The organism is Burkholderia sp. SRS-25, assembly GCF_004343765.1.
Lineage (GTDB): Bacteria > Pseudomonadota > Gammaproteobacteria > Burkholderiales > Burkholderiaceae > Burkholderia > Burkholderia contaminans.
Window position 1 is genome coordinate 244,156 of record NZ_PTXM01000009.1, and the last position, 20,333, is coordinate 264,488.

The window sequence follows — 20,333 nt, forward strand, 5'->3', positions numbered from 1 at the left end:
GCGGTTGTGCGTTTTGAGCGGCGCCGAACGATGCGCGAACGGTTTTTTGCCCTGATTCAATTTCGTTAAACCCAGCCCATCCCCGGCCCTGCCGGGGCTTCACACCGACAGGACGTCACCATGATCCAGTTTGAACCGAAGTACATCACCTTCGACTGCTACGGCACGCTGACCCATTTCCGGATGGCCGAGACGGCGCGCGAAATCTATGCGGACCGGCTGTCGCCGGCGACGATGGAAGCCTTCGTGCGCGCGTTCGCCGCCTACCGGCTCGACGAGGTGCTGGGCGCATGGAAGCCGTATCGCGACGTCGTCGTCAACGCGGTTCGCCGCACCTGCGCGCGGGTCGGTGTGCCGTTCGACGAAGCCGAGGCCGAGCTTTTCTATCACGCGGTGCCGACGTGGGGCCCGCACCCGGACGTGCCGGCCGGGCTGTCGCGGCTGGCGTCGAAGTACAAGCTGGTGATCCTGTCGAACGCGATGGACGAGCAGATCATGAGCAACGTCGACAAGCTCGGCGCGCCGTTCCATGCGGTGTTCACCGCGCAGCAGGCGCAATCGTACAAGCCGCGGATGCAGGGCTTCGAGTACATGTTCGACAAGCTCGGCTGCAAGCCGGAGGACGTGCTGCACGTGTCGTCGAGCCTGCGCTACGACCTGATGACGGCCGAGGATCTCGGGATCAAACACAAGGCGTTCGTGAACCGCGGCCACGAGCCGGGCACGCCGTTCTACAACTATTACGAAGTGTCGGACATCGGCCAGCTCGCGACGCAACTCGGGCTGTAAGCCGCCTGCGCCGGCGGATTGCCGATCGCCGCGACGGGACGGGAAGGGACGCGGCCGCGATGCCGCCAGCGGGCATCGCGACCCGTCGCGCGTTCGATCAGCGCACGAAACAAGGGTAATTACCGATATTGAGCGGTTCAAGGGGCGGCGTTGCGGGCCGATATATGTACCGAACGGTTAATCTTTCGAGGCCCCGCATGAAGTTGTCCACCAAACTGCTGATGCTCGTCGCCGCGGCGCTGCTCGGCGTCGTCCTGCTCGCCGCGTTGTCGCTGCACACGCTGCGCGACGCGCTGATCGACAGCCGGCGCGACGAGATCGTCATTCTGCTGACCAAGGCCGAGCATCTGGTCGATTCGTATCGCGCGATGCAGACCAGCGGCACGCTCACGCAGGAGCAGGCGCAGCAGCAGGCCAAGGCCGCGCTGGCGGCGCTCAATGCGAATTCGAAGAGCTACTTCTGGGTCACGACGTCGGACGGCGTCAACCTGGTCCACCCGAACGCGAAATTCATCGGCACGCGCGCGAAAGGCAACCGCACGACCAGCGGCCTGACCGACAGCGAGGCGTACCGCGCGGGCATGGCGCAGTCGCATTTCGCGCTCGTCGACGTGCTGATCAAGCGCAGCCCCGACGCGGACCTGGAGCCGAAGCTGCAGGGCGTGGTCGCGATTCCGGACTGGAACTGGTGGATCGGCACGGGATTTTTCTACGACGACATCAACGCGGCGTTTGCGCGGCTCGCGACGGTGCTGGGCGCGATTACGCTCGTCATCGCCGCGGCGCTCGCGGCCATCGCATGGGGCGTGCTGCGCAGCGTCAGGCGCACGCTGGGCGGCGAGCCCGCGCATGCGACGCAGATCGCCGCCCGCATCGCCGCCGGCGAACTGGACGTGCAGTTCGATACGGCGCATGCTGCGCCCGGCAGCCTGCTCGTCGCGCTCGGCGACATGAAGGCGCGGCTGACCGACACCATCGCCGAAATCCAGACCACGACCCATTCGATCGCCACCGGCACCGGCGAGATCGCCCAAGGCAACCTGGATCTGTCGCAGCGCACGGAGCAGCAGGCCGCGTCGCTGCAGGAAACGGCCGCGAGCATGGAGCAGATGACGTCCACGGTCAAACAGAACGCGGACAACGCGCGGCAGGCGAATGCGCTCGTGGCCCAGGCGAAGGATGCGACCGAGCTCGGCGGCGCCGCCGTGCAGGCGGTCGTCGAAACGATGCGGCAGATTTCGGACGGGTCGGTGCGGATCGCCGACATTACCGTCGTCATCGAAAGCATCGCGTTCCAGACCAACATTCTCGCGCTCAATGCCGCGGTGGAAGCCGCGCGGGCCGGCGAGGAGGGGCGCGGGTTCGCCGTCGTCGCATCGGAAGTCCGCTCGCTCGCGCAACGCAGCGCCGCGGCCGCGAAGGACATCAAGGGATTGATCGACGCGTCGGTCGAGCGGGCGGGCAGCGGCAGCCGGCTCGTCGAGACGGCCGGCGAGCGCATGACGGAGATCGTCCGGTCGATCGACCGGGTGGCCGACATCATGGGCGAGATTTCGGCGGCATCGGCCGAGCAAAGCACCGGCATCGAACAGATCGGGCTGGCGGTTGCGCAGATGGACGAAGTCACCCAGCAGAACGCCGCGCTCGTCGAGCAGGCGGCCGCGGCCGCGTCGTCGCTGGACGAGCAGGCGGCGCGCCTGCGGGCCGCCGTATCGGTATTCCGGCTCGCTGCGTGACGGCTTCGCGCCGCTCACTGCCCGCCAGCGCATCACCCCCGCCGCCGTCACGCCACGCCGGCACACGCCCGGCGTGCGCGCCGACATGCCGGTGATGTGCCGGTGATGGACGCGTCGCCGCCTGGCGGCGCGGTTCCTGACGGCTGCACGGGCCCGGTTTCCGGGCAGACCCGTCATCCGCCCGTCTTCCCCCAAAGCCGTTCCGATCGAGCGGCATTCTTCTGACCTTTCCCGCGCGGCGTACCGTCGCGATCCCCACCGCCGACGCGCGTGCGGGCGGCGATCTGCCGCGATGCACCGCTCGTTTCGGCCGTCGTCGGCAGGCGCGCACGCATTCGACACAAACGTGCGGTTTGCGCGAGCCAAACGCGCGCCGGATGCCGAACGGGCAATTTTGTCGGCGCAATCTGCGGCGGCTGCGGCCTTACGATTTCCTGCATCGACACGGGTTCGGCAGCCGCCGCGACGCGCCGCCGGGCACACGGCGACACGTGCGCGCACGCAGCTAATCATGCTGCGCAGGGCACCCAAAACGGTCGATTCGTATCGTGCGGGGCGCCCGAATCGCGACAAACCGCATTTTGGCGATGCTTAAATGAATTGCATGTGTACGACGTCGCGCCCGCCACCAGCAAGCGGGCGCAGCGGGACTGAACAACCACGCTGGACCCTTGGACCTACTTCCCACAGTCAGGAGCAGTTCGGATGAGCGACGATATCGACAATGGCGGCAAGGGCGGCATCACGCGCCGCGACATGATGAAGGTCATGGCGGCGGGCGGCATGATGGCCGCCGGCGCCGGCGGACTGCTGATGACCCCCGGCGCTGCATTCGCCGCGCCCGCGCCGAAGCGCGGCGGCAAGATCCGGGTCGCGAACGAAGCCGGCTCGACGGCCGATACGCTCGACCCGGCCAAGGGCTCGACGGGCGCCGACTACACGCGCTTCTTCATGTTCTACAGCGGCCTCACGCAGCTCGATGCGAGCCTGACGCCGCAGATGAACCTCGCCGAATCGCTGCAGACGACCGATGCGAAGACGTGGATCATCAAGCTGCGCAAGGGCGTCACGTTCCACGACGGCAAGCCGGTCGGCCCGGCCGACGTGGTGTTCTCGCTGATGCGCCACAAGAACGCGGCCACCGCGTCGAAGGTCAAGACGCTTGCCGAACAGTTCGCGGACGCGAAGGCGAGCGGCCCGGACGAAGTCACGCTCACGCTCACCAGCGCGAACGCGGACCTGCCGGTGATCCTCGCGACGCCGCAGCTCGTGATCGTCAAGGACGGCACGACCGACTTCTCGACCGGCATCGGCTGCGGCCCGTACAAGCTGAAGACGTTCAAGCCGGGCGTGTCGACCGTCGGCGTGCGCAACGACAGCTACTTCAAGCCGGGCAAGCCGTATCTCGACGAGATCGAGCTGATCGGCATCAGCGACAGCGCCGCGCGCCTGAACGCGCTGCTGTCGGGCGACGTGCACCTGATCAACGCGATCGACCCGCGCTCGACGCAGCGGGTCTCGTCGACGCCGGGCTACGCGCTGAAGGAAACCAAGTCGGGCCTCTATACCGACCTGATCATGCGCAGCGACAACCCGATCGTCTCGAGTCCCGATTTCGTCGAAGGGATGAAGTACCTGTTCGATCGCGAGCAGCTGCGCACGTCGGTGTTCCGCGGCTACTCGGTGATCGGCAACGACCAGCCGATTCCGCCGGGGCATCGCTACTTCAACGCGTCGCTGCCGCAGCGGGCGCACGATCCGGACAAGGCGAAGTTCCTGCTCCAGAAGGCGGGCGCGCTCGGCGCCACGCTGCCGCCGATCTATGCGACGTCCGACGCGAACGGGTCGATCGAGATGGCCGTGCTGCTGCAGCAGGCCGGCCAGAAGATCGGGCTGAACCTGCAGGTCAACCGCGCGTCGCCCGACGGCTACTGGTCGAACCACTGGATGAAGCACCCGCTCACCTTCGGCAACATCAACCCGCGCTCGAGCGCCGACGTGCTGTTCACGCAGTTCTTCAAGTCGGATGCGCCGTGGAACGAGTCGGGCTGGAAGAACGCGAAGTTCGACCAGTTGCTGCTCGCCGCGCGTTCGGAAACCGACGACGCGAAGCGCAAGCAGATGTACGGCGACATGCAGGTGATCGTCGCGCAGCAGGGCCGGGTCGGCATTCCCGCGTTCATCAGCTTCCTCGACGGCTACGACAAGCGGCTCGCAGGCCTCGGTTCGATCCCGACCGGGCCGATGATGGGCTTCACGTTCGCCGAGAACGTGTGGTGGAACGCATGACGTTGTGGCTGGCCGCCGTCGCGCGGCCGGTGCGGATCACCGCGCCGGCCACGCGCGGTTTTTTCGGGAGTGCCGCTCAATGAACCGAATTCTCATCGGCCTGATCGGCCGGCGCATCGCGGTCACCGCGCTGACGCTGCTGATCGTGTCCGCGATCATCTTCACGATCACGAACCTGCTGCCGGGCGACGCCGCGCAGGCCGCGCTCGGCCAGTCGGCGACGCCGGAGACGGTCGCCGCGCTGCGCCAGCAGTTCGGCCTCGACATGCCGGCGCACGTGCGTTACCTGCACTGGCTCACCGGGCTGCTGCACGGCGATTTCGGCCGCTCGTTTTCCGGCGACATGCCGGTGTCGGAGCTGATCGGCACACGCCTGCCGAAATCGCTCGCGCTCGCGGCCATCACGACCGCCGTGTCGGTGCCGATCGCGCTGCTGCTCGGCATCCTCGCGGCCGTCAAGCGCGAGTCGGCGGTCGATCGCGTGATCAGCCTCGGCACGCTGTCGCTCGTCGCGACGCCGGAATTCCTGATCGCGACGGTCGCCGTGCTCGTGTTCGCGGTGAAGCTGCGCTGGCTGTCCGCGCTGTCGTACGGCGGCCCGATCGAAAGCCTGCACGACTTCCTGCGCGCGTACGCGATGCCGGTGCTGACGCTGTGCGCGGTCGTGATCGCGCAGATGGCGCGCATGACGCGCGCCGCGGTGATCGAGCAGTTGAGCGCGTCGTACGTCGAGATGGCTGTGTTGAAGGGCGCGAGCCCCGCACGCGTCGTACTGCGCCATGCGTTGCCGAACGCGATCGGCCCGATCGCCAATGCGATCGCGTTGAGCCTGTCGTATCTGCTCGGCGGCGTGATCGTCGTCGAGACGATCTTCAACTATCCGGGCCTGGCGAGCCTGATGGTCGACGCCGTCAGCAACCGCGATTTCCCGCTGGTCCAGGCGTGCACGCTGATCTTCTGCGTCGCGTACCTGACGCTCGTGCTGTTCGCCGACCTGTGCTCGATCGTGTCGAACCCGCGACTGCGCACCTGAGTGTTTCGCCTTCCTTCCGAGATGCCGCCCATGCAACCGATCGAACCCGTTCAACGCAGCAGCGCGCTGCCGCCATCCGGCGACCCGCCCCTGGGGCGGGGCAGCGTGCCGCCTGCCGCGCCCGCCCCCGACCAGCCGCGCAAGCGCCGCGCCGTGCGTATCGCCTTGACGACCGGCGGCCGCGTCGGCCTGTCGATGGTCGGCCTGATGCTGTTCGTCGCGGTGTTCGCGCCGCTGCTCGCGCCGCACGAAGTCGGCACGATCGTCACGCCGGACGTGTTCGCGCCGTTCAGCGCGAAGCTGCCGTTCGGCTCGGACTTCCTCGGCCGCGACATGTTGAGCCGCATCCTGTACGGCACGCGCCTCACCGTGCTGCTCGCGCTCGCCGCGGTGCTGCTCGCCGCGGCGACCGGCACGACGCTCGGGCTGCTCGCGACGGTCTCCGGCCGCGCGGTGGACGAGACGATGAGCCGGCTGCTCGACGCGCTCACGTCGATTCCGTCGAAGATGTTCGCGCTGATGTTCGTCGCCGCGTTCGGCTCGTCGCTGCCGCTGCTGGTGCTCACCGCCGCGGTCAGCTACATGCCGGGCTCGTACCGGATCGCGCGTGCGCTGGCCGTCAACATCAGCACGCTCGAATTCGTGCAGGTGGCGAAGGCGCGTGGTGAAAGCGCGCTGTACATCGCATGCGTCGAGATGCTGCCGAACATGATCCATCCGATGCTGGCGGACACCGGGCTGCGCTTCACGTTCGTCGTGCTGCTGCTGAGCGGCCTGAGCTTTCTCGGGCTCGGCGTGCAGCCGCCGTATGCGGATCTCGGTTCGCTCGTGCGCGAGAACATCGCGAGCCTCGGCGACGGTTCGGCCGTCGCGATCATGCCCGCGGTCGCGATCGCGATCCTGACGGTGGGCGTCAACCTGTTGATCGACGGCCTGCCGCATCGCGGCCGCCGCAAGGGCGCGGCTGCCGCCGCGGGAGAACACTGATGCGAGATGAATCGACTCCGCTCGTCGAGGTGCGCGGGCTGCGCGTGGTCGGCGGCCGCCCGGGCGGCGCGGAAACGACGATCGTCCACGACGTCGACTTCGACATCGGGCGCGGCGAGGTGCTCGCGCTGATCGGCGAATCGGGCTCCGGCAAGACGACGATCGCGCTGTCGCTGATGGGCCACGCACGCACCGGCTGCCGGATCGCCGGCGGCTCGGTGAAGCTCGGCGGCACGGACGTGTGCACGCTGTCCGCGCAGGAACTGACCGCGCTGCGCGGCCGCAAGGTCGCGTATATCGCGCAGAGCGCGGCCGCCGCATTCAACCCGTCGCGCACGATTCTCGACCAGGTGATCGAGAGTGCGCTGATCCACAAGACGATGACGAAGCGCGATGCGCAGGCGAAGGCGGTCGAGCTGTTCCGCGCACTCGCGCTGCCGGAGCCGGAGACGATCGGCAAGCGCTATCCGCACCAGGTGTCGGGCGGGCAGTTGCAGCGGCTGATGGCCGCGATGGCGCTGATCACCGATCCGGAGCTCGTGATCCTCGACGAGCCGACCACCGCGCTCGACGTGACCACGCAGATCGACGTGCTGCAGGCGTTCAAGAGCGTGATCCGGCGCTGCGGGATGAGTGCGGTGTACGTGTCGCACGATCTGGCCGTGGTCGCGCAGATGGCCGATCGCATCGTCGTACTGAGCGACGGCGTGATCCGCGAGACGGGCGGCACCGAGCAGATCCTGCATGCGCCCGCGCATCCGTACACGCAGAGCCTGATCGCGGCGGTGACGCCGACCGACGCCGAACGCGATGCGAAAGCGGCGCCCGCCGCGCCGGCGCCGCTGCTCGACGTGCGCGGCGCGGTCGCCGGCTACGGCGGCCGGACCGCGAAGGGCTGGCCCGCGAAGCTGATCCTGCACGAAGTCGACCTGCGCATCGGGCGCGGGCAGACGGTCGGCGTGATCGGCGAATCGGGCTCCGGCAAGACGACGCTCGCGAAGGTGATCGCGGGCCTCGTGCCGGCGACGGCCGGGCAGATCCTGCTCGACGGCGAGCCGCTCGCACTCGATATCGGGAAGCGCTCGAAGGAGCAGCACCGCCGCGTGCAGATCGTGTTCCAGAACGCCGATACCGCGCTCAACCCCGTGCATACCGTCGAGCGCACGCTGGCGCGGCCGCTCGCGTTCTATCACGGGATTCGCGGTGCGCGGGCGCGGCAGCGCGTCGCGGAGCTGCTCGAACTCGTGCGGCTGCCGCAGGCGGTGGCCGGGCGGCGCACCGGAGAATTGTCCGGCGGGCAGAAGCAGCGCGTGAACCTCGCGCGTGCACTCGCGGCCGAGCCCGACCTGATCCTGTGCGACGAAGTCACGTCGGCACTCGACACCGTGGTGGGCGCCGCGATCATGGACCTGCTGCGCGACCTGCAGGCGAAGCTCGGCGTGTCGTACGTGTTCATCACGCACGACATCGCGAAGGTGCGCGCGATCAGCGACGACATCGTCGTGCTGTACGCGGGCCGTCGCGTCGAAACCGGCAGCCGCGACGCGCTGTGCGCGCCGCCTTATCACCCGTATTCGCATTTGCTGGTGTCGTCCGCGCCGGAGTTGCGCGCGGGCTGGCTCGACGATGCGGCCGAGCGCTGCCACCGGCCGCTGGTGCCGATCGGCGAGCGCGAGAACGAGGCCGAGCTGTGTCCGTTCCTGTCGCGCTGCGCGATGCGCGTGGACGGTGTGTGCAACCGTACGGCCCCGTCGCTGCGCACGCTCGGGAACGGCGCGCAGGTGCTGTGCCATCGCAGCGAAGAAGATCTCGCGCGGTTCCAGGCGGAGCCGGTGCCGGCAGGCGGAGTGACGGTGCAGCTGTAGTGCGTGGCGCGCGAATGTTTCATCGCGCGGTGCGGTGAACAGGCCGCCGCATAGTCTGCTGCGGCGGTCGCGCAAAACGGCAATTTGTATGCGTGCCGCGCGCGAATACGCGGCAACTGCGGTTTTTGACGGTGATTAAATGATTCTCATTGAACGGTCGCCGATCGTCGTTGCCGGCATGCACAAGAAGGACCCAATGAAACTGGAATCGTACTGGCTGGATACCCGTCCCGCGTTTCGCGCCGGCAGCGAAGGGCCGGTCGAAGGGCGCGCGGACGTGGTCGTGATCGGCGGCGGCTTCACCGGCTTGTCGGCGGCGCTCGCGCTCGCGCAGCGCGGTGTCTCGGTGGTCGTGCTCGAAGCCGCGCAGATCGCCGGCGAAGCATCGGGCCGCAACGGCGGCCAGTGCAATACGGGCGTCGCGCAGGACTACGCGTCGCTGGCCGCGCGCATCGGTGCCGCGCAGGCGAAGCAGTTCTATCGCGCGTACGAAAGCGCGGTGAAGAGCGTCGAGACGATCGTGACCGAACAGGCGATCGACTGCGATTTCCGGCGCGCGGGCAAGCTGAAGCTGGCCGCGAAGCCGCAGCATTTCGCCGGGCTCGAAAAGACTTTCGACGCATTGCGGCGCGACGTCGATCCGGACATCGAACTGATCGAGCCGTCGCGCATCCGCGATGAAATCGCGTCCGACGGCTTTTACGGCGGCCTCCTGCAGCGCAACGGCGCGCAGATGCACATGGGCAAGTTCGGCGTCGGGCTCGCGCAGGCGGCCGTGCGAGCCGGCGCCCGTATCTACGAGCACGCGGCCGTCACGCAGCTCGACCGGCTCGACGGCGAGCGCCACCGGATCGCTTGCGCCCGCGGCACGATCGTCGCCGATCGCGTGCTGGTCGCGACGGGCGCATCGCAGCACGGGCCGTTCGCGTGGTTCCGGCGGCGCATCGCGCCGGTCGGCAGCTTCATCGTCGTGACCGAGCCGCTGCCGGAGGCGCAGTTGAACCGGCTGTTTCCGCATCGCCGCGCTTACGTCACGTCGCGCCAGATCGGCAACTACTTCCGCGTGACGCCCGACAACCGGCTGCTGTTCGGCGGCCGCGCGCGCTTCGCGATGTCGAGCCCGCGCTCGGATGCGAAGAGCGGCGACATCCTGCGTGCGGGCATGGCCGGCTATTTCCCGGAACTGGCGAACGTGCGGCTCGACTACTGCTGGGGCGGGCTGGTCGACATCACCGCCGACCGGCTGCCGCGCGCAGGCCAGCACGACGGGCTCTATTACTCGATGGGCTACAGCGGCCACGGTGTGCAGATGTCGGTGCACATGGGCCGCGTGATGGCCGACGTGCTGTATGGCGCGGCCGCGTCGAACCCGTGGCGCGAGCTCGAATGGCCGGCGATACCCGGCCATTTCGGGCACGCGTGGTTCCTGCCGCTCGTCGGCGCGTATTACCGGATGCAGGATTTCCTGCATTGAAGCGAGCGCCGGGAGATTTCGATATGACAGTGCAATTCGTTGGCTCGGTTGGCTCCGCTGGCTCGCTGCGTGTCGCGCAACCCGTGTCGCCGGCGATCGGCGACGTGCTGCGCACGATCGACGCGTCGTTCGCGCAGCCGCTTAACCTGGACACGCTCGCGGCGGTGGCCGGGTTGAGCGTGTCGCGTTTCACCGCGCGCTTTCGCAGCGAAACCGGGCTGTCGCCGCACCGCTATCTGTGTCTCGTGCGCGTGCGGCGTGCGCAGGACCTGTTGCGCGCCGGTCTCGCGCCGTCGGTCGTCGCGACCGACGTCGGCTTCTTCGACCAGAGCCATCTGTGCCGGCATTTCCGGCGCGCGCTCGGGATCACGCCGCGCGATTACGTGGTCGCCCGCACGGGCGGCGCGCCGATGCGAGCGCCATCGGCGCGCCTGCGCAGCGAACGCCGCGATGCGTCGTGTCACGCGGCGTAAGCACGGGCAGGGACGACATGCCCCGCTGAGGATGTCCGGCAGAAGCGCCGGCGAACGACGATTTCCGATATCGCGTGACCGCTTTCGAACGAATCCGTCACGCACTGCACAGGAGCAGAAATGACCGCAGTTTTCGTGTTGCACCGGGCCGACGGCGCACCGTCTTCCACCGCGTTCCGCAAGCAGGCGTTCGGCGCGAGCGATCCGTTCGCGTCGCATCGCGAGATCGCGTGGGAGGGCCCCGACGCGATGGCCGCGGGGCGCATCGGCTTTGCCGGCGAACTGGACGTGGCGAGCTTTCCGCACATCGAAACCCTCGTCGTCGTCCAGGGCGAGCTGACGCTCGAAGCGGCCGGGGCCGCACCGCTGGTGGTCGGCCCGGGGCAGGGTGCCGTCATCGGCGGCGGCACGGCGCTGCGCATCGCCGCGCAATCGACGGTGCTGCTGATGTTCTGCGCGGCCGCGTGCGCGCAACCGACGAAACGCGGCGTCTTCGCGCTGCACGCCGACGCGGACTTCAAACCGTCCGCCACACTGCCGGCCGAGGTGCTGCTCGGCCCCCCGCCGCAATGCCGCAGCGACAACGTATTCACCGACGACGGCGCCGGGTACTGCGCGGGCACATGGGATTCGACGCCGTATCACCGGATCGTCCGGCCGCATCGCGCGAACGAGTTCATGTTCCTGCTGGACGGCGGCGTCCGGTTCGCGGCGCCCGACGGCAGCGTGCAGTCGCTCGGCACCGGCGACGCGCTGTTCGTGCCGCGCGGCGCGTCGATCGGGTGGGAAAGCAGCGAACGCGTGGCGAAGTTCTACGTGATGCAGAACGTCAAACCCTCTACCGAACGAGAGTGAGCATGTCCCCTCCGCTGCGCCATATCGAAACCTTGTCCACGCCGCCGGCCGCGGCCGACGTCGTCGTGATCGGCGGCGGCATCATCGGTGTCTTCACCGCCTACTACCTGGCCCGCCGCGGCATATCGGTCGCGCTCGTCGAGAAGGGGCGCATCGGCGCCGAACAGTCGAGCCGCAACTGGGGCTGGTGCCGCCAGCAGAATCGCGACGAACGCGAGTTGCCGATGGCCAGCAAGAGCATCGATCTGTGGGAACGATTCGCGGCCGAATCCGGAGAAGACACCGGCTTTCATCGCTGCGGGCTGCTGTATCTCAGCAATGACGAAGCCGAATTGTCCCGCTGGGCGAGCTGGGGCGAATTCGCGAAGACGGCAGGCGTGACCACGTACATGCTCGACAGCAAGCAGGCCGCCGAGCGCGGTCGGGCGACCGGGCGGCAGTGGAAGGGCGGCGTATTCTCGCCGACCGACGGCACGGCCGATCCGGGCAAGGCCGCGCCGGCCGTGGCCGCCGCGCTGATGAAGCTGGGCGGCAGTGTCCACCAGCACTGCGCGGCGCGCGGCATCGAACTCGAAGGCGGCCGCGTCGCGGGCGTCGTCACCGAGGCCGGCGTCATCAAGACCCGAACGGTCGTGATGGCCGGCGGCGCTTGGGCGTCGTCGTTCTGCCGCCAGCTCGGCATCCGGTTTCCGCAGGCGTCGATCCGTCAGTCGATCCTGAGCGTGTCGCCCGTCGAAACGCCGCTGCCCGATGCGATGTACACGTCCGGCGTGTCCATCACGCGCCGCAGCGACGGACGCTACGCATTGGCGATCAGTGGCCGCGCGCGCGTGGACCTGACGCCGCAGTTCCTGCGCTTCGCGCCGCAATTCGTGCCGATGTTCGCGAAACGCTGGCGCAACCTGGCGCCGGGCGGCCTCGAAGGCGTGCGCGGCGGCCACGAAACGTTGAAGCACTGGCGCCTCGACGCGCCGACGCCGATGGAAGCCGTGCGCATTCTCGATCCGAAGCCCGACATGTCGACGGTTTCGGAAACGTACCGCCGCGCGGCCGAACTGTTGCCCGAACTGCGCGAAGCGAAGATCACGCACGCGTGGGCCGGGTTCGTCGACAGCACGCCGGACGGCGTGCCGGGCATCGGCGAAGTGCCGGGCGTGCCGGGCCTGATCCTCGCGGCGGGTTTTTCGGGTCACGGCTTCGGGATCGGCCCGGGCGCCGGGCACCTGATCGCCGATCTGGCGTCCGGTGCGCAACCTTTCGTGGACCCGACGCCGTACCGGCCCGGCCGGTTCAGCGAATCCGCGTGGGGCAAGGTCGCCGATTTCTGATGCAGCGCCGTTGCATGGATGAGAGGCCGCCTGTATCCGACGCGCATCGAGCCGGGCCGCCCGCGAGCGGCCGGATCGGTGCGGTGGACGTTCGCCGGCCCGGCAGTGCGATGCGACAGCTTGGGAGTGCCTGATGCGTTTCAGTTCGTACTGGCTCGATACGTCGGAGCCATTCGTGAGCCACTCGCCGGAGTTGCCCGACGGCAACTGCGACGTGCTGGTGGTGGGCGGCGGGATCACCGGTTCGGCCGCCGCGCTGGCGCTGGCCAAGAAGGGCGCGCGCGTGATCGTCTGCGAGGCGGGCACCGTCGGCCAGGCGGCGTCGGGCCGCAACGGCGGCATGTGCAACAACGGCTTCGCGCAGGATTATGCGTCGCTGTCGCAGCGCCTCGGCACGGAGCTGGCCAACCGCCTCTATCTCGCGTTCGACGCGGGCGTCGACACGGTCGAGCGGCTCGTGAGGGAAGAGTCGATCGATTGCAATTTCGCCCGTACCGGCAAGCTGAAGCTCGCGGCGAAACCCGAGCACTACGACAAGCTCGCGCGCAGCCACGCATTGCTCGCGGCGAGCGTGGACCCCGACACGCGCCTCGTGACGAAGGCCGAGCTGCGCGACGAGATCGGCTCGGATCGTTATCACGGCGGGCTGCTGTTCGGCAAGAGCGCGGGGATGCATGTCGGCCGATATGTGCGCGGCCTGGCGCGCGCGGCCCAGGCGCGCGGCGCGCACATCGTCGAGCAGGCGCCGGTGCTGGGGCTGAAGCGGCAAACGGGCGGCGCGTATGCGGTCCGCACGCCGCGCGGCGAGATTCGTGCGCGCCAGGTGCTGCTCGCGAGCGGCATTTCGCACGTCGGGCCGTTCGGCTGGATTCGCCGCAGGGTCGTGCCCGTGGGCGCATTCATCATCGTCACCGAGCCGTTGCCGCGCGAGCTGCTCGATCGCCTGCTGCCGACGCGCCGGATGGCCACCGACACGAAGAACTTCGTCAACTTCTTCCGTACGACGCCCGACGGCCGTCTGCTGTTCGGCGGGCGCGCGCGGTTCGCGACGTCGAACCCGCGTTCGGACGAAAAGAGCGGCGCGATCCTGCGGCGTCAACTGGCCGCCGTGTTTCCCGAGCTGGCCAGCGTGCGCATCGACTATTGCTGGGGCGGGATGGTCGACATGACGGCCAACCGGCTGCCGCGCGCGGGCGACCGGGACGGCGTTTACTACTCGATGGGCTATAGCGGCCACGGTACGCACATGGCCACGCTGATGGGCACGCTGATGGCCGAAATCATGGACGGGCGCGCGGAGCTCAACCCGTGGCGGGGCTTCGACTGGCCGGCCATTCCCGGGCATTTCGGCAAACCGTGGTTCCTGCCGTTCGTCGGCGCCTGGTATCGACTCAAGGACTCCCTCCAATGAATTCCCCTGTTGTTCACCTGATGCAAGCCGGCAGGCTCGATCGTTTCTTCATCGACGGCGACTGGGTGTTGCCCGACGGCAGTGACCGATTCGCGGTCGTCAGCCCGTCCACCGAAGACACGCTGGGCGAGATCCCGCTCGGCAGCGCGCGCGACGCCGACCGCGCGGTGCAGGCCGCGCGCCGCGCGTTCGAGCGCTGGTCCGCGACTTCACCGCAGGAACGCGCCGCGTTGCTCGACCGTGTGCATGCGCTGATGCTCGAGCGCGCCGAGTTGTTCGCCACGGCGCTCGCGATGGAAATGGGCGCGCCGATCGGCTATGCCCGAGGCGCGCACGTCCCGCTCGCGGCCGAACATATCCGCGTCGCACGCGACAACCTCGCGAACTACGCGTTCGTCAGGCAACGCGGCACGACCGCGGTCGTGCGCGAGCCGATCGGCGTATGCGCGCTGATCACGCCGTGGAACTGGCCGATCTACCAGATCACCGCGAAGGTCGGGCCGGCGCTCGCGGCCGGCTGTACGGTCGTGCTGAAGCCGAGCGAGCTGTCGCCGCTCAGCGCGCTGCTGTTCGCGGAAGTGATCGCCGATGCGGGCGTGCCCGCCGGCGTATTCAACCTCGTGAGCGGCAGCGGCGACACGGTGGGCGCCGCGCTGTCGTCGCACCCGGAGGTCGACATGGTGTCGATCACCGGATCGACGCGTGCCGGCGTGCTGGTCGCGCAGGCGGCGGCGCCGACCGTCAAGCGTGTCGCGCAGGAGCTGGGCGGCAAGTCGCCGAACCTCGTGTTGCCGGATGCGGATCTGTCGCGCGCGATCGCGCCGGGCGTGGCCGCCGCGTTCCGCAACATGGGGCAGTCGTGCAGTGCGCCCACCCGCATGATCGTGCCGCGCAACGTGCTCGGCGCGGTCGAGGAGTTGGCTGCTGCGGCGGCGCGCACGCTCGTCGTTGGCGATCCGTTCGCCGAGGCCACGACGCACGGGCCGCTTGCCAACCGCGCACAGTTCGGGCGGGTTGCGCAGATGATCGATGCGGGCCTCGACGAACGCGCGAAGCTGATCGCCGGCGGCCCTGGCCGGCCCGCGGGGCTCGCGCGCGGCTTTTACGCGCAGCCGACGATTTTCTCCGACGTGCGCACCGACATGACGATCGCGCAGCAGGAGATCTTCGGCCCGGTGCTCGCGATCCTTCCGTACGACACCGTCGATGAAGCGGTCGCGATCGCGAACGACACGGTCTACGGGCTGGGCGCGCACGTGCAGGGCACCGACAAGGCACAGGCCCGCGCGGTGGCCGCGCGTATCCGGGCGGGGCAAGTACATCTGAACTACCCGGCATGGGATCCGCAGGCGCCGTTCGGCGGCTACAAGCAGTCGGGCAACGGCCGCGAGTACGGGATCGAAGGGATGGAGGAGTATATGGAGATCAAGTCGATCGTCGGCTTTTACGACTGACACGCCCGCCGCGCGCGATCGCGCCGGCAGTACGGCTGAACGCTTTTACTTTCCGCAGGTGCCGAAATTGGAACTGGATAACCCCATCATTCCCGACCCTTCGCTGCAAGCGCATCACGCGCACTGGGCGAAGCTGCGCCGCGACCTGCATGCGCATCCCGAGCTGCGATTCGAAGAACACCGGACGGCCGATGTCGTCGCGAGCGAGCTCGAAGCGCTCGGCTATGCGGTGTCGCGCGGGCTGGGCGGCACGGGCGTCGTCGCGAGCCTGCCCGGCGCCGATCCGGCGCGCGGAATCGTGCTGCGCGCCGACCTGGACGCATTGCCGATCCAGGAGGCCAACGATTTTGCGCATGCGTCCTGTACGCACGGGATCATGCACGCGTGCGGCCATGACGGTCACACGGTGATGCTGCTCGGCGCCGCGCGCGTGCTGAAGGCGCTGCCGCAGTTGCCCGGCAGCGTTCACCTGGTGTTCCAGCCGGGCGAAGAGGGCGGCGCGGGCGCGCGCCGGATGATCGACGACGGGCTGTTCGACCAGTTCCCGACGGAGGCGGTATTCGGCATGCACAACTGGCCCGGGCTGCCGGCCGGCCATTTCGGGTTGCGCACCGGGCCGATCATGGCGGCCGGCTCGCGCTTCAGGATCACGGTGACGGGCAAGGGCGCGCACGCGGCGCAGCCGCACCTGGGCATCGATCCCGTGCCGCTCGCGTGCTCGATGGTGCTGCAGTGCCAGACGATCGCCGCGCGGCACAAGGATCCGGTCGATCCCGCGGTGATTTCCGTGTGCATGTTTCATGCGGGCACCACGGACAACGTGATTCCCGACACCGCCGAGCTGCGCGGCACGATCCGCACGCTGTCGTCGGCGTTGCAGCAGCAATTGCAGCGCGACGTCCGGCTCACGTGCGAGGCGCTGGCGAGTGCCTACGGCGCGCAGGTCGACGTGGAATTTTTCCAGTATTACCCGGCGACGGTCAACACGCCGGCCGAGACCGCGCTGTGCGAGACGGTGATTCGCGACACGTTCGGCGACGCACGCATGGCTCGCGACGTGCCGCCGAACATGACGTCCGAAGACTTCGGCTTCATGCTGGAAGAGCGGCCGGGCGCCTACGTGCTGATCGGCAACGCGCGCGCCGACGCGGACGCGCCGGCGCTGCATCACCCGAAATACGATTTCAACGACGACATCATTCCGGCCGGCGTGCGGTACTGGGTTGCGCTGGCCCAGCATTACTTCGCGCGATCGCGATGATGCGCGCAGCCGGCATTGAAGTCGGGCCGTGGTGCACGACGACACTTTTGTAACGATTGCTTGAAGAGACAGGACAACGAAATGAACGATTCCGACACGATGCCGGCGCTTCGCTACCGGCGCTTCACCGCCGCGGACGTCCCCGCGGCCCATGCCCTTACCGTCGCGCTTCGCTGGCCGTTCAGGGCGGAAGACTGGCAGTTTTCCGCGGACACGTCGACCGCGTTCGCGGCCGAGGAAAACGGCGTGGTGATCGGCACGGCGATGTGCTGGAAGTACGGTGCCGATCGTGCCTCGATCGGGCATGTGATCGTGTCCGACGCGCATCAGGGGCGAGGCATCGGCCGCAAGCTGATGGAGATGCTCATCGACGAGCTCGGGCCGCGCATCACGTTTCTGCATGCGACGCCGGCCGGCCGGCCGCTCTATGAAAAGCTCGGCTTCACCGTGTGCGGATCGCTGGGCCAGTATCAGGGGAACGTGGTGCGGCCGGCCGACGTGGTCCTGCCCGAAGGCGTGCGGCTGCGTGCCGGATCGCCGGCCGACTGGCCGCGCCTCGTCGAACTGGACGCGCGCGCGTCCGGCCTCCAGCGCGATGAGTTGATGGCCGCGCTGTTCCGGCGCGGCGAAAGCGTCGTGCTCGAACGCGATGGCGAGGTGGTCGGATTTTCGGTGCTGCGGCGCTTCGGTCGCGGCGACGTGATCGGCCCGGTGGCCGCACCGCGCGCAAGCGACGATGCGTATGCGAAGGCGCTCGTCAGTCATTGGCTGACGCAACGGGAAGGCGAATTCGTCCGCATCGACGTGCCGGACGGCACCAGTTTGCCGGACTGGCTGGCCGAACAGGGTTTGGCGCGGGTCGATACGTGTTCGAAGATGGTGCGCAACGCGCCGGCCGCGGCGCACGAGGGGGCGGCCGACCCGGTCTGCGGACTGTACGGACTCGTCAGCCAGGCGATGTTGTAGCCCGCGGCGACGCCCGCGGGATGGTGCCGCATGATCGTCGGGGCGATACCGGCGCGCGGCCCCGCAGCATGGCGGGACGATGTCGCATTCCGTCAACTTGCGGCGTCGTTTGGCGCAGGATGGACGCCGTTAGAGCGGGGCCGTCGGGTGCTTGCACGCGCTCGATGGCCTCGGCGCGCAATCCCGATCGCGCTTTGCCTGGCGGCGTCCCATGCTCGCCACGCGGCCACGCGGCCACGCGTGCCACCGGGATGCCTGCGCGCCCGGCCCGGCGTTGCCGGGCCCAGGCGGCGATCGCGCTACTTCACCGGGGTAAGGACCGGCGCGCCCTTGTTCTTGAGCAGCATCACGACGAATTTCGCCGGCTTCGTGCTGCTGGCGTTTCGTCCGACCGTGTGCACGTCGTCCGGTCCTTCATGGTATGTGTCGCCGGCATGGAGCGTGACCGTTTTCCCGCCGTTCAGGCCCATCACGATGCTGCCGTCGAGCACGTAGACGAATGCGTGAGCGTCGTGGCGATGCACGGGGTCGACGGCCCCGGGCGGATAGTCCACGACGATCATTTCCACTTCCTTGCCCGGATAGTCGGGCAACGGCTCCGTGGTCAGCTGCGTCACCGTGGCATGCGGGGCGGCGGCGGCCGGCTGAACGGGGGCCAGGAGCGACAGCGCGAGCGGTGCAAGCGCGAGCATGAGGCGTTTCATGTCGTTACTCCAGGTTGGCCTTGTCGAGCCCGAACATCTTGTCGAACGAGCCGGGCACGACGCGGAAGGCGACGTTCAGCCGGTTCCAGCAGTTGATGGCGCCCAAGAGGAAGGTGAGATCCGACAGTTCCTTCTCGGAATAGTGGCCCCGCACGCGTTCGTAGAGCTCGTCGGGCACGCCGTGCGACGGGATCTGCGTCAGGGCTTCGGTCCATGCGAGCGCGGCGCGCTCGCGCGGCGAGAACAGCGTCGACTCGCGCCAGATCGCGACGTGATGCAGGCGCAGTTCGCGCTCGCCGTGGATCTTTGCCATCTTGGTGTGCATGTCGACGCAGAACGCGCAGCCGTTGAGCTGCGACGCGCGAATCTCGACGAGCTCGCGGATCGGCGTCTCGATCGTCGTCTTCTGAAACAGCCCGTCGAGTTCGACGAGCTTCTTGGTCAGCTCCGGCGATTGCTGGAAGTAGTTGATACGTTGCGTCATGTTCCGTTCTCCTGAGATGTGGAATCGCTACTGCCGGCCGTGCATGTGGCGCTCCCACGCACGGCCTGCCCGACAACCATCGTAATCGCGGGCCCCGCGGGCCAGTAGTGCCCGGCAGGTGCGCATTCTGTTGCCGCTTCGGCACCAATCCATGTCGGGGGCGTGGGCGCGGCCGGTCTCGAGCGCAGCGGGACGGCGCATGGTTCGCTACAGCGCGATGATCGTGTCGCCGCACGGCGCGCCCGCGTGTTCCCCGAGCATCGCCCTGAGATCGCGTTCGATCGTGCCGCACAGCGTCGAGATGGGCACGTCGTTCGCGCCGCCCTCGAACGGGTTCTCGGTGCTTTCGCCGACCTGGTCGAGCGATGTGTACATCCACGACACCGCGACACTGCACGGCACCACCAGCCAGACCATGTAGCCGTGCATGAAACCGCTCACGCCGTCGTTCAGCCGGTTGAACTCGTTCAGCAGACCGAACGGCAGGGACAGGCAGAAGAATCGGACGAACAGCGAGCTGACGGTCGCGTACTGGCGCGGATACGGGAAATTCTTGAAACGCTCTGCGCGCGACTGGAGGTCGGTGAAATCCCCGATCGTCTTGTGCAGGTCCATGTAGAAGCTCGTATCGAGGCGGCCGGCCGTGTGCAGCGTCGTGAGCGTGCGGCGTTGCAGGCCCAGCACGAACGTCGCGATCGAGGCGGCCGCGCACGCCTGTGCCGCTTCAGCCGGCGACAGGTACGCAGGGAGCAGCTCGCGGATGTCCTTTTCCCACTCCGGAACGCGATAGAACCGGCGGTATTCCGCGTTGTAGCGCTTGTTCGTGCTTTCCCATACGCGCGGGCGGCGCAAGTCGTACCGCAGCGCGGTGAGCCAGGCCAGATGGCGATGGACCAGCGTTCGCGCGATCTCTTCGTCGCCGACGAAGTCCTGCACGACCTGGCCCCAGCGACGGCTCCTGCTCAGGATGCCGGTCCAGATGTCCAGCGCGTCCGCGGCGCGGTTGTACGTCTGGACATTCTTGAAGCCGACGATGAACGACGTCGCGGTGCCGAGGAGCGCCACGATCGTCAGCGGGATCGACAACCATCTGACCGAAAAGAACGTGTACAGAACGACCGGGACGGTCCCGAAAACGAGGAGCTCGTAAACTTTCCAGCGCGTCCAGATCAGGAATTCCGCCAGCTTGTAGGATTTTCCGAGATGCATGTCCTTGGCCTCATC

At 68.2% G+C, this 20,333-nt stretch carries 17 protein-coding genes; 14 read left to right on the forward strand and 3 right to left on the reverse strand.

The genetic code is table 11. The features are described 5' to 3' along the window. The first annotated feature begins 120 nt into the window (after positions 1 to 120). From C5O79_RS14645 to C5O79_RS14715, 14 genes are all read left to right on the forward strand, one after another. Positions 121 to 789 (forward strand): haloacid dehalogenase type II, encoded by a 669-nt coding sequence (locus C5O79_RS14645; protein WP_122478679.1) that lies wholly within the window; start codon positions 121 to 123, stop codon positions 787 to 789. 197 nt (positions 790 to 986) lie between these two features. Beyond that, positions 987 to 2,525, forward strand: coding sequence for a methyl-accepting chemotaxis protein (locus C5O79_RS14650; protein WP_131931424.1), 1,539 nt, complete (start codon positions 987 to 989; stop codon positions 2,523 to 2,525). 705 nt (positions 2,526 to 3,230) lie between these two features. Beyond that, positions 3,231 to 4,814, forward strand: coding sequence for an ABC transporter substrate-binding protein (locus tag C5O79_RS14660; protein WP_046546525.1), 1,584 nt, complete (start codon positions 3,231 to 3,233; stop codon positions 4,812 to 4,814). 79 nt (positions 4,815 to 4,893) lie between these two features. Continuing rightward, on the forward strand, positions 4,894 to 5,847 hold the full coding sequence (locus C5O79_RS14665) for an ABC transporter permease (protein WP_039356237.1): 954 nt from the start codon (positions 4,894 to 4,896) through the stop codon (positions 5,845 to 5,847). Between the two features lie 30 nt (positions 5,848 to 5,877). Beyond that, a complete protein-coding gene (locus C5O79_RS14670) occupies positions 5,878 to 6,834 on the forward strand; it encodes an ABC transporter permease (protein WP_047852911.1) in 957 nt (318 codons plus the stop codon). After that, on the forward strand, positions 6,834 to 8,699 hold the full coding sequence (locus tag C5O79_RS14675; RefSeq protein WP_047852910.1) for an ABC transporter ATP-binding protein: 1,866 nt from the start codon (positions 6,834 to 6,836) through the stop codon (positions 8,697 to 8,699). Before C5O79_RS14670 ends, C5O79_RS14675 begins: the two co-directional genes overlap by 1 nt. Before the next feature lie 139 nt (positions 8,700 to 8,838). Next, a complete protein-coding gene (locus C5O79_RS14680; protein ID WP_122478685.1) occupies positions 8,839 to 10,173 on the forward strand; it encodes an FAD-binding oxidoreductase in 1,335 nt (444 codons plus the stop codon). A gap of 23 nt (positions 10,174 to 10,196) precedes the next feature. Continuing rightward, positions 10,197 to 10,646, forward strand: a complete 450-nt coding sequence (locus C5O79_RS14685) for an AraC family transcriptional regulator (protein ID WP_046546528.1) — start codon at positions 10,197 to 10,199, stop codon at positions 10,644 to 10,646. Positions 10,647 to 10,766: 120 nt separating this feature from the next. Next, a complete protein-coding gene (locus tag C5O79_RS14690; protein WP_047852909.1) occupies positions 10,767 to 11,501 on the forward strand; it encodes a cupin domain-containing protein in 735 nt (244 codons plus the stop codon). A 2-nt stretch (positions 11,502 to 11,503) separates the two neighbouring features. Further along, entirely contained in the window at positions 11,504 to 12,829 is a 1,326-nt protein-coding gene (locus C5O79_RS14695) for an FAD-binding oxidoreductase (protein WP_046546530.1), read from the forward strand. A gap of 133 nt (positions 12,830 to 12,962) precedes the next feature. Beyond that, complete coding sequence (locus C5O79_RS14700; RefSeq protein ID WP_122478687.1) at positions 12,963 to 14,240, forward strand: FAD-binding oxidoreductase; 1,278 nt, start codon at positions 12,963 to 12,965, stop codon at positions 14,238 to 14,240. Continuing rightward, on the forward strand, positions 14,237 to 15,694 hold the full coding sequence (locus C5O79_RS14705) for an aldehyde dehydrogenase family protein (protein WP_122478689.1): 1,458 nt from the start codon (positions 14,237 to 14,239) through the stop codon (positions 15,692 to 15,694). The genes C5O79_RS14700 and C5O79_RS14705 overlap by 4 nt, the downstream gene beginning before the upstream one ends. 73 nt (positions 15,695 to 15,767) lie before the next feature. Beyond that, positions 15,768 to 16,955, forward strand: coding sequence for a M20 aminoacylase family protein (locus C5O79_RS14710; protein ID WP_046547303.1), 1,188 nt, complete (start codon positions 15,768 to 15,770; stop codon positions 16,953 to 16,955). Positions 16,956 to 17,036: 81 nt separating this feature from the next. After that, the gene (locus C5O79_RS14715) at positions 17,037 to 17,921 is read left to right on the forward strand and encodes a GNAT family N-acetyltransferase (RefSeq protein WP_122478692.1); all 885 of its coding nucleotides are present in this window, start codon (positions 17,037 to 17,039) and stop codon (positions 17,919 to 17,921) included. Positions 17,922 to 18,220: 299 nt separating this feature from the next. Here C5O79_RS14715 and C5O79_RS14720 read toward each other — a convergent pair whose 3' ends face one another. The 3 genes from C5O79_RS14720 to C5O79_RS14730 all read right to left on the reverse strand — a co-directional run bounded on the left by C5O79_RS14720 (position 18,221) and on the right by C5O79_RS14730 (position 20,318). Next, on the reverse strand, positions 18,221 to 18,625 hold the full coding sequence (locus tag C5O79_RS14720) for a cupin domain-containing protein (protein ID WP_046546534.1): 405 nt from the start codon (positions 18,623 to 18,625) through the stop codon (positions 18,221 to 18,223). 4 nt (positions 18,626 to 18,629) lie between these two features. Further along, positions 18,630 to 19,109: a carboxymuconolactone decarboxylase family protein gene (locus C5O79_RS14725; RefSeq protein ID WP_122478694.1), complete on the reverse strand. Its 480-nt coding sequence runs from the start codon at positions 19,107 to 19,109 to the stop codon at positions 18,630 to 18,632. A 207-nt stretch (positions 19,110 to 19,316) separates the two neighbouring features. Next, the gene (locus C5O79_RS14730; protein ID WP_046546536.1) at positions 19,317 to 20,318 is read right to left on the reverse strand and encodes a bestrophin family ion channel; all 1,002 of its coding nucleotides are present in this window, start codon (positions 20,316 to 20,318) and stop codon (positions 19,317 to 19,319) included. Between the last annotated feature and the right edge of the window lie 15 nt (positions 20,319 to 20,333).

Excerpts from the sequence above, each read along its gene's own strand:
- C5O79_RS14690 (WP_047852909.1), top strand. The coding sequence starts at position 10,767 with ATGACCGCAGTTTTCGTGTTGCACCGGGCCGACGGCGCACCGTCTTCC.
- C5O79_RS14665 (WP_039356237.1), top strand. The coding sequence starts at position 4,894 with ATGAACCGAATTCTCATCGGCCTGATCGGCCGGCGCATCGCGGTCACC.
- C5O79_RS14705 (WP_122478689.1), top strand. The coding sequence starts at position 14,237 with ATGAATTCCCCTGTTGTTCACCTGATGCAAGCCGGCAGGCTCGATCGT.
- C5O79_RS14670 (WP_047852911.1), top strand. The coding sequence starts at position 5,878 with ATGCAACCGATCGAACCCGTTCAACGCAGCAGCGCGCTGCCGCCATCC.
- C5O79_RS14685 (WP_046546528.1), top strand. The coding sequence starts at position 10,197 with ATGACAGTGCAATTCGTTGGCTCGGTTGGCTCCGCTGGCTCGCTGCGT.
- C5O79_RS14730 (WP_046546536.1), bottom strand. The coding sequence starts at position 20,318 with ATGCATCTCGGAAAATCCTACAAGCTGGCGGAATTCCTGATCTGGACG.
- C5O79_RS14725 (WP_122478694.1), bottom strand. The coding sequence starts at position 19,109 with ATGACGCAACGTATCAACTACTTCCAGCAATCGCCGGAGCTGACCAAG.
- C5O79_RS14720 (WP_046546534.1), bottom strand. The coding sequence starts at position 18,625 with ATGAAACGCCTCATGCTCGCGCTTGCACCGCTCGCGCTGTCGCTCCTG.
- C5O79_RS14680 (WP_122478685.1), top strand. The coding sequence starts at position 8,839 with ATGATTCTCATTGAACGGTCGCCGATCGTCGTTGCCGGCATGCACAAG.
- C5O79_RS14650 (WP_131931424.1), top strand. The coding sequence starts at position 987 with ATGAAGTTGTCCACCAAACTGCTGATGCTCGTCGCCGCGGCGCTGCTC.
- C5O79_RS14700 (WP_122478687.1), top strand. The coding sequence starts at position 12,963 with ATGCGTTTCAGTTCGTACTGGCTCGATACGTCGGAGCCATTCGTGAGC.
- C5O79_RS14715 (WP_122478692.1), top strand. The coding sequence starts at position 17,037 with ATGAACGATTCCGACACGATGCCGGCGCTTCGCTACCGGCGCTTCACC.
- C5O79_RS14675 (WP_047852910.1), top strand. The coding sequence starts at position 6,834 with ATGCGAGATGAATCGACTCCGCTCGTCGAGGTGCGCGGGCTGCGCGTG.
- C5O79_RS14695 (WP_046546530.1), top strand. The coding sequence starts at position 11,504 with ATGTCCCCTCCGCTGCGCCATATCGAAACCTTGTCCACGCCGCCGGCC.
- C5O79_RS14660 (WP_046546525.1), top strand. The coding sequence starts at position 3,231 with ATGAGCGACGATATCGACAATGGCGGCAAGGGCGGCATCACGCGCCGC.
- C5O79_RS14645 (WP_122478679.1), top strand. The coding sequence starts at position 121 with ATGATCCAGTTTGAACCGAAGTACATCACCTTCGACTGCTACGGCACG.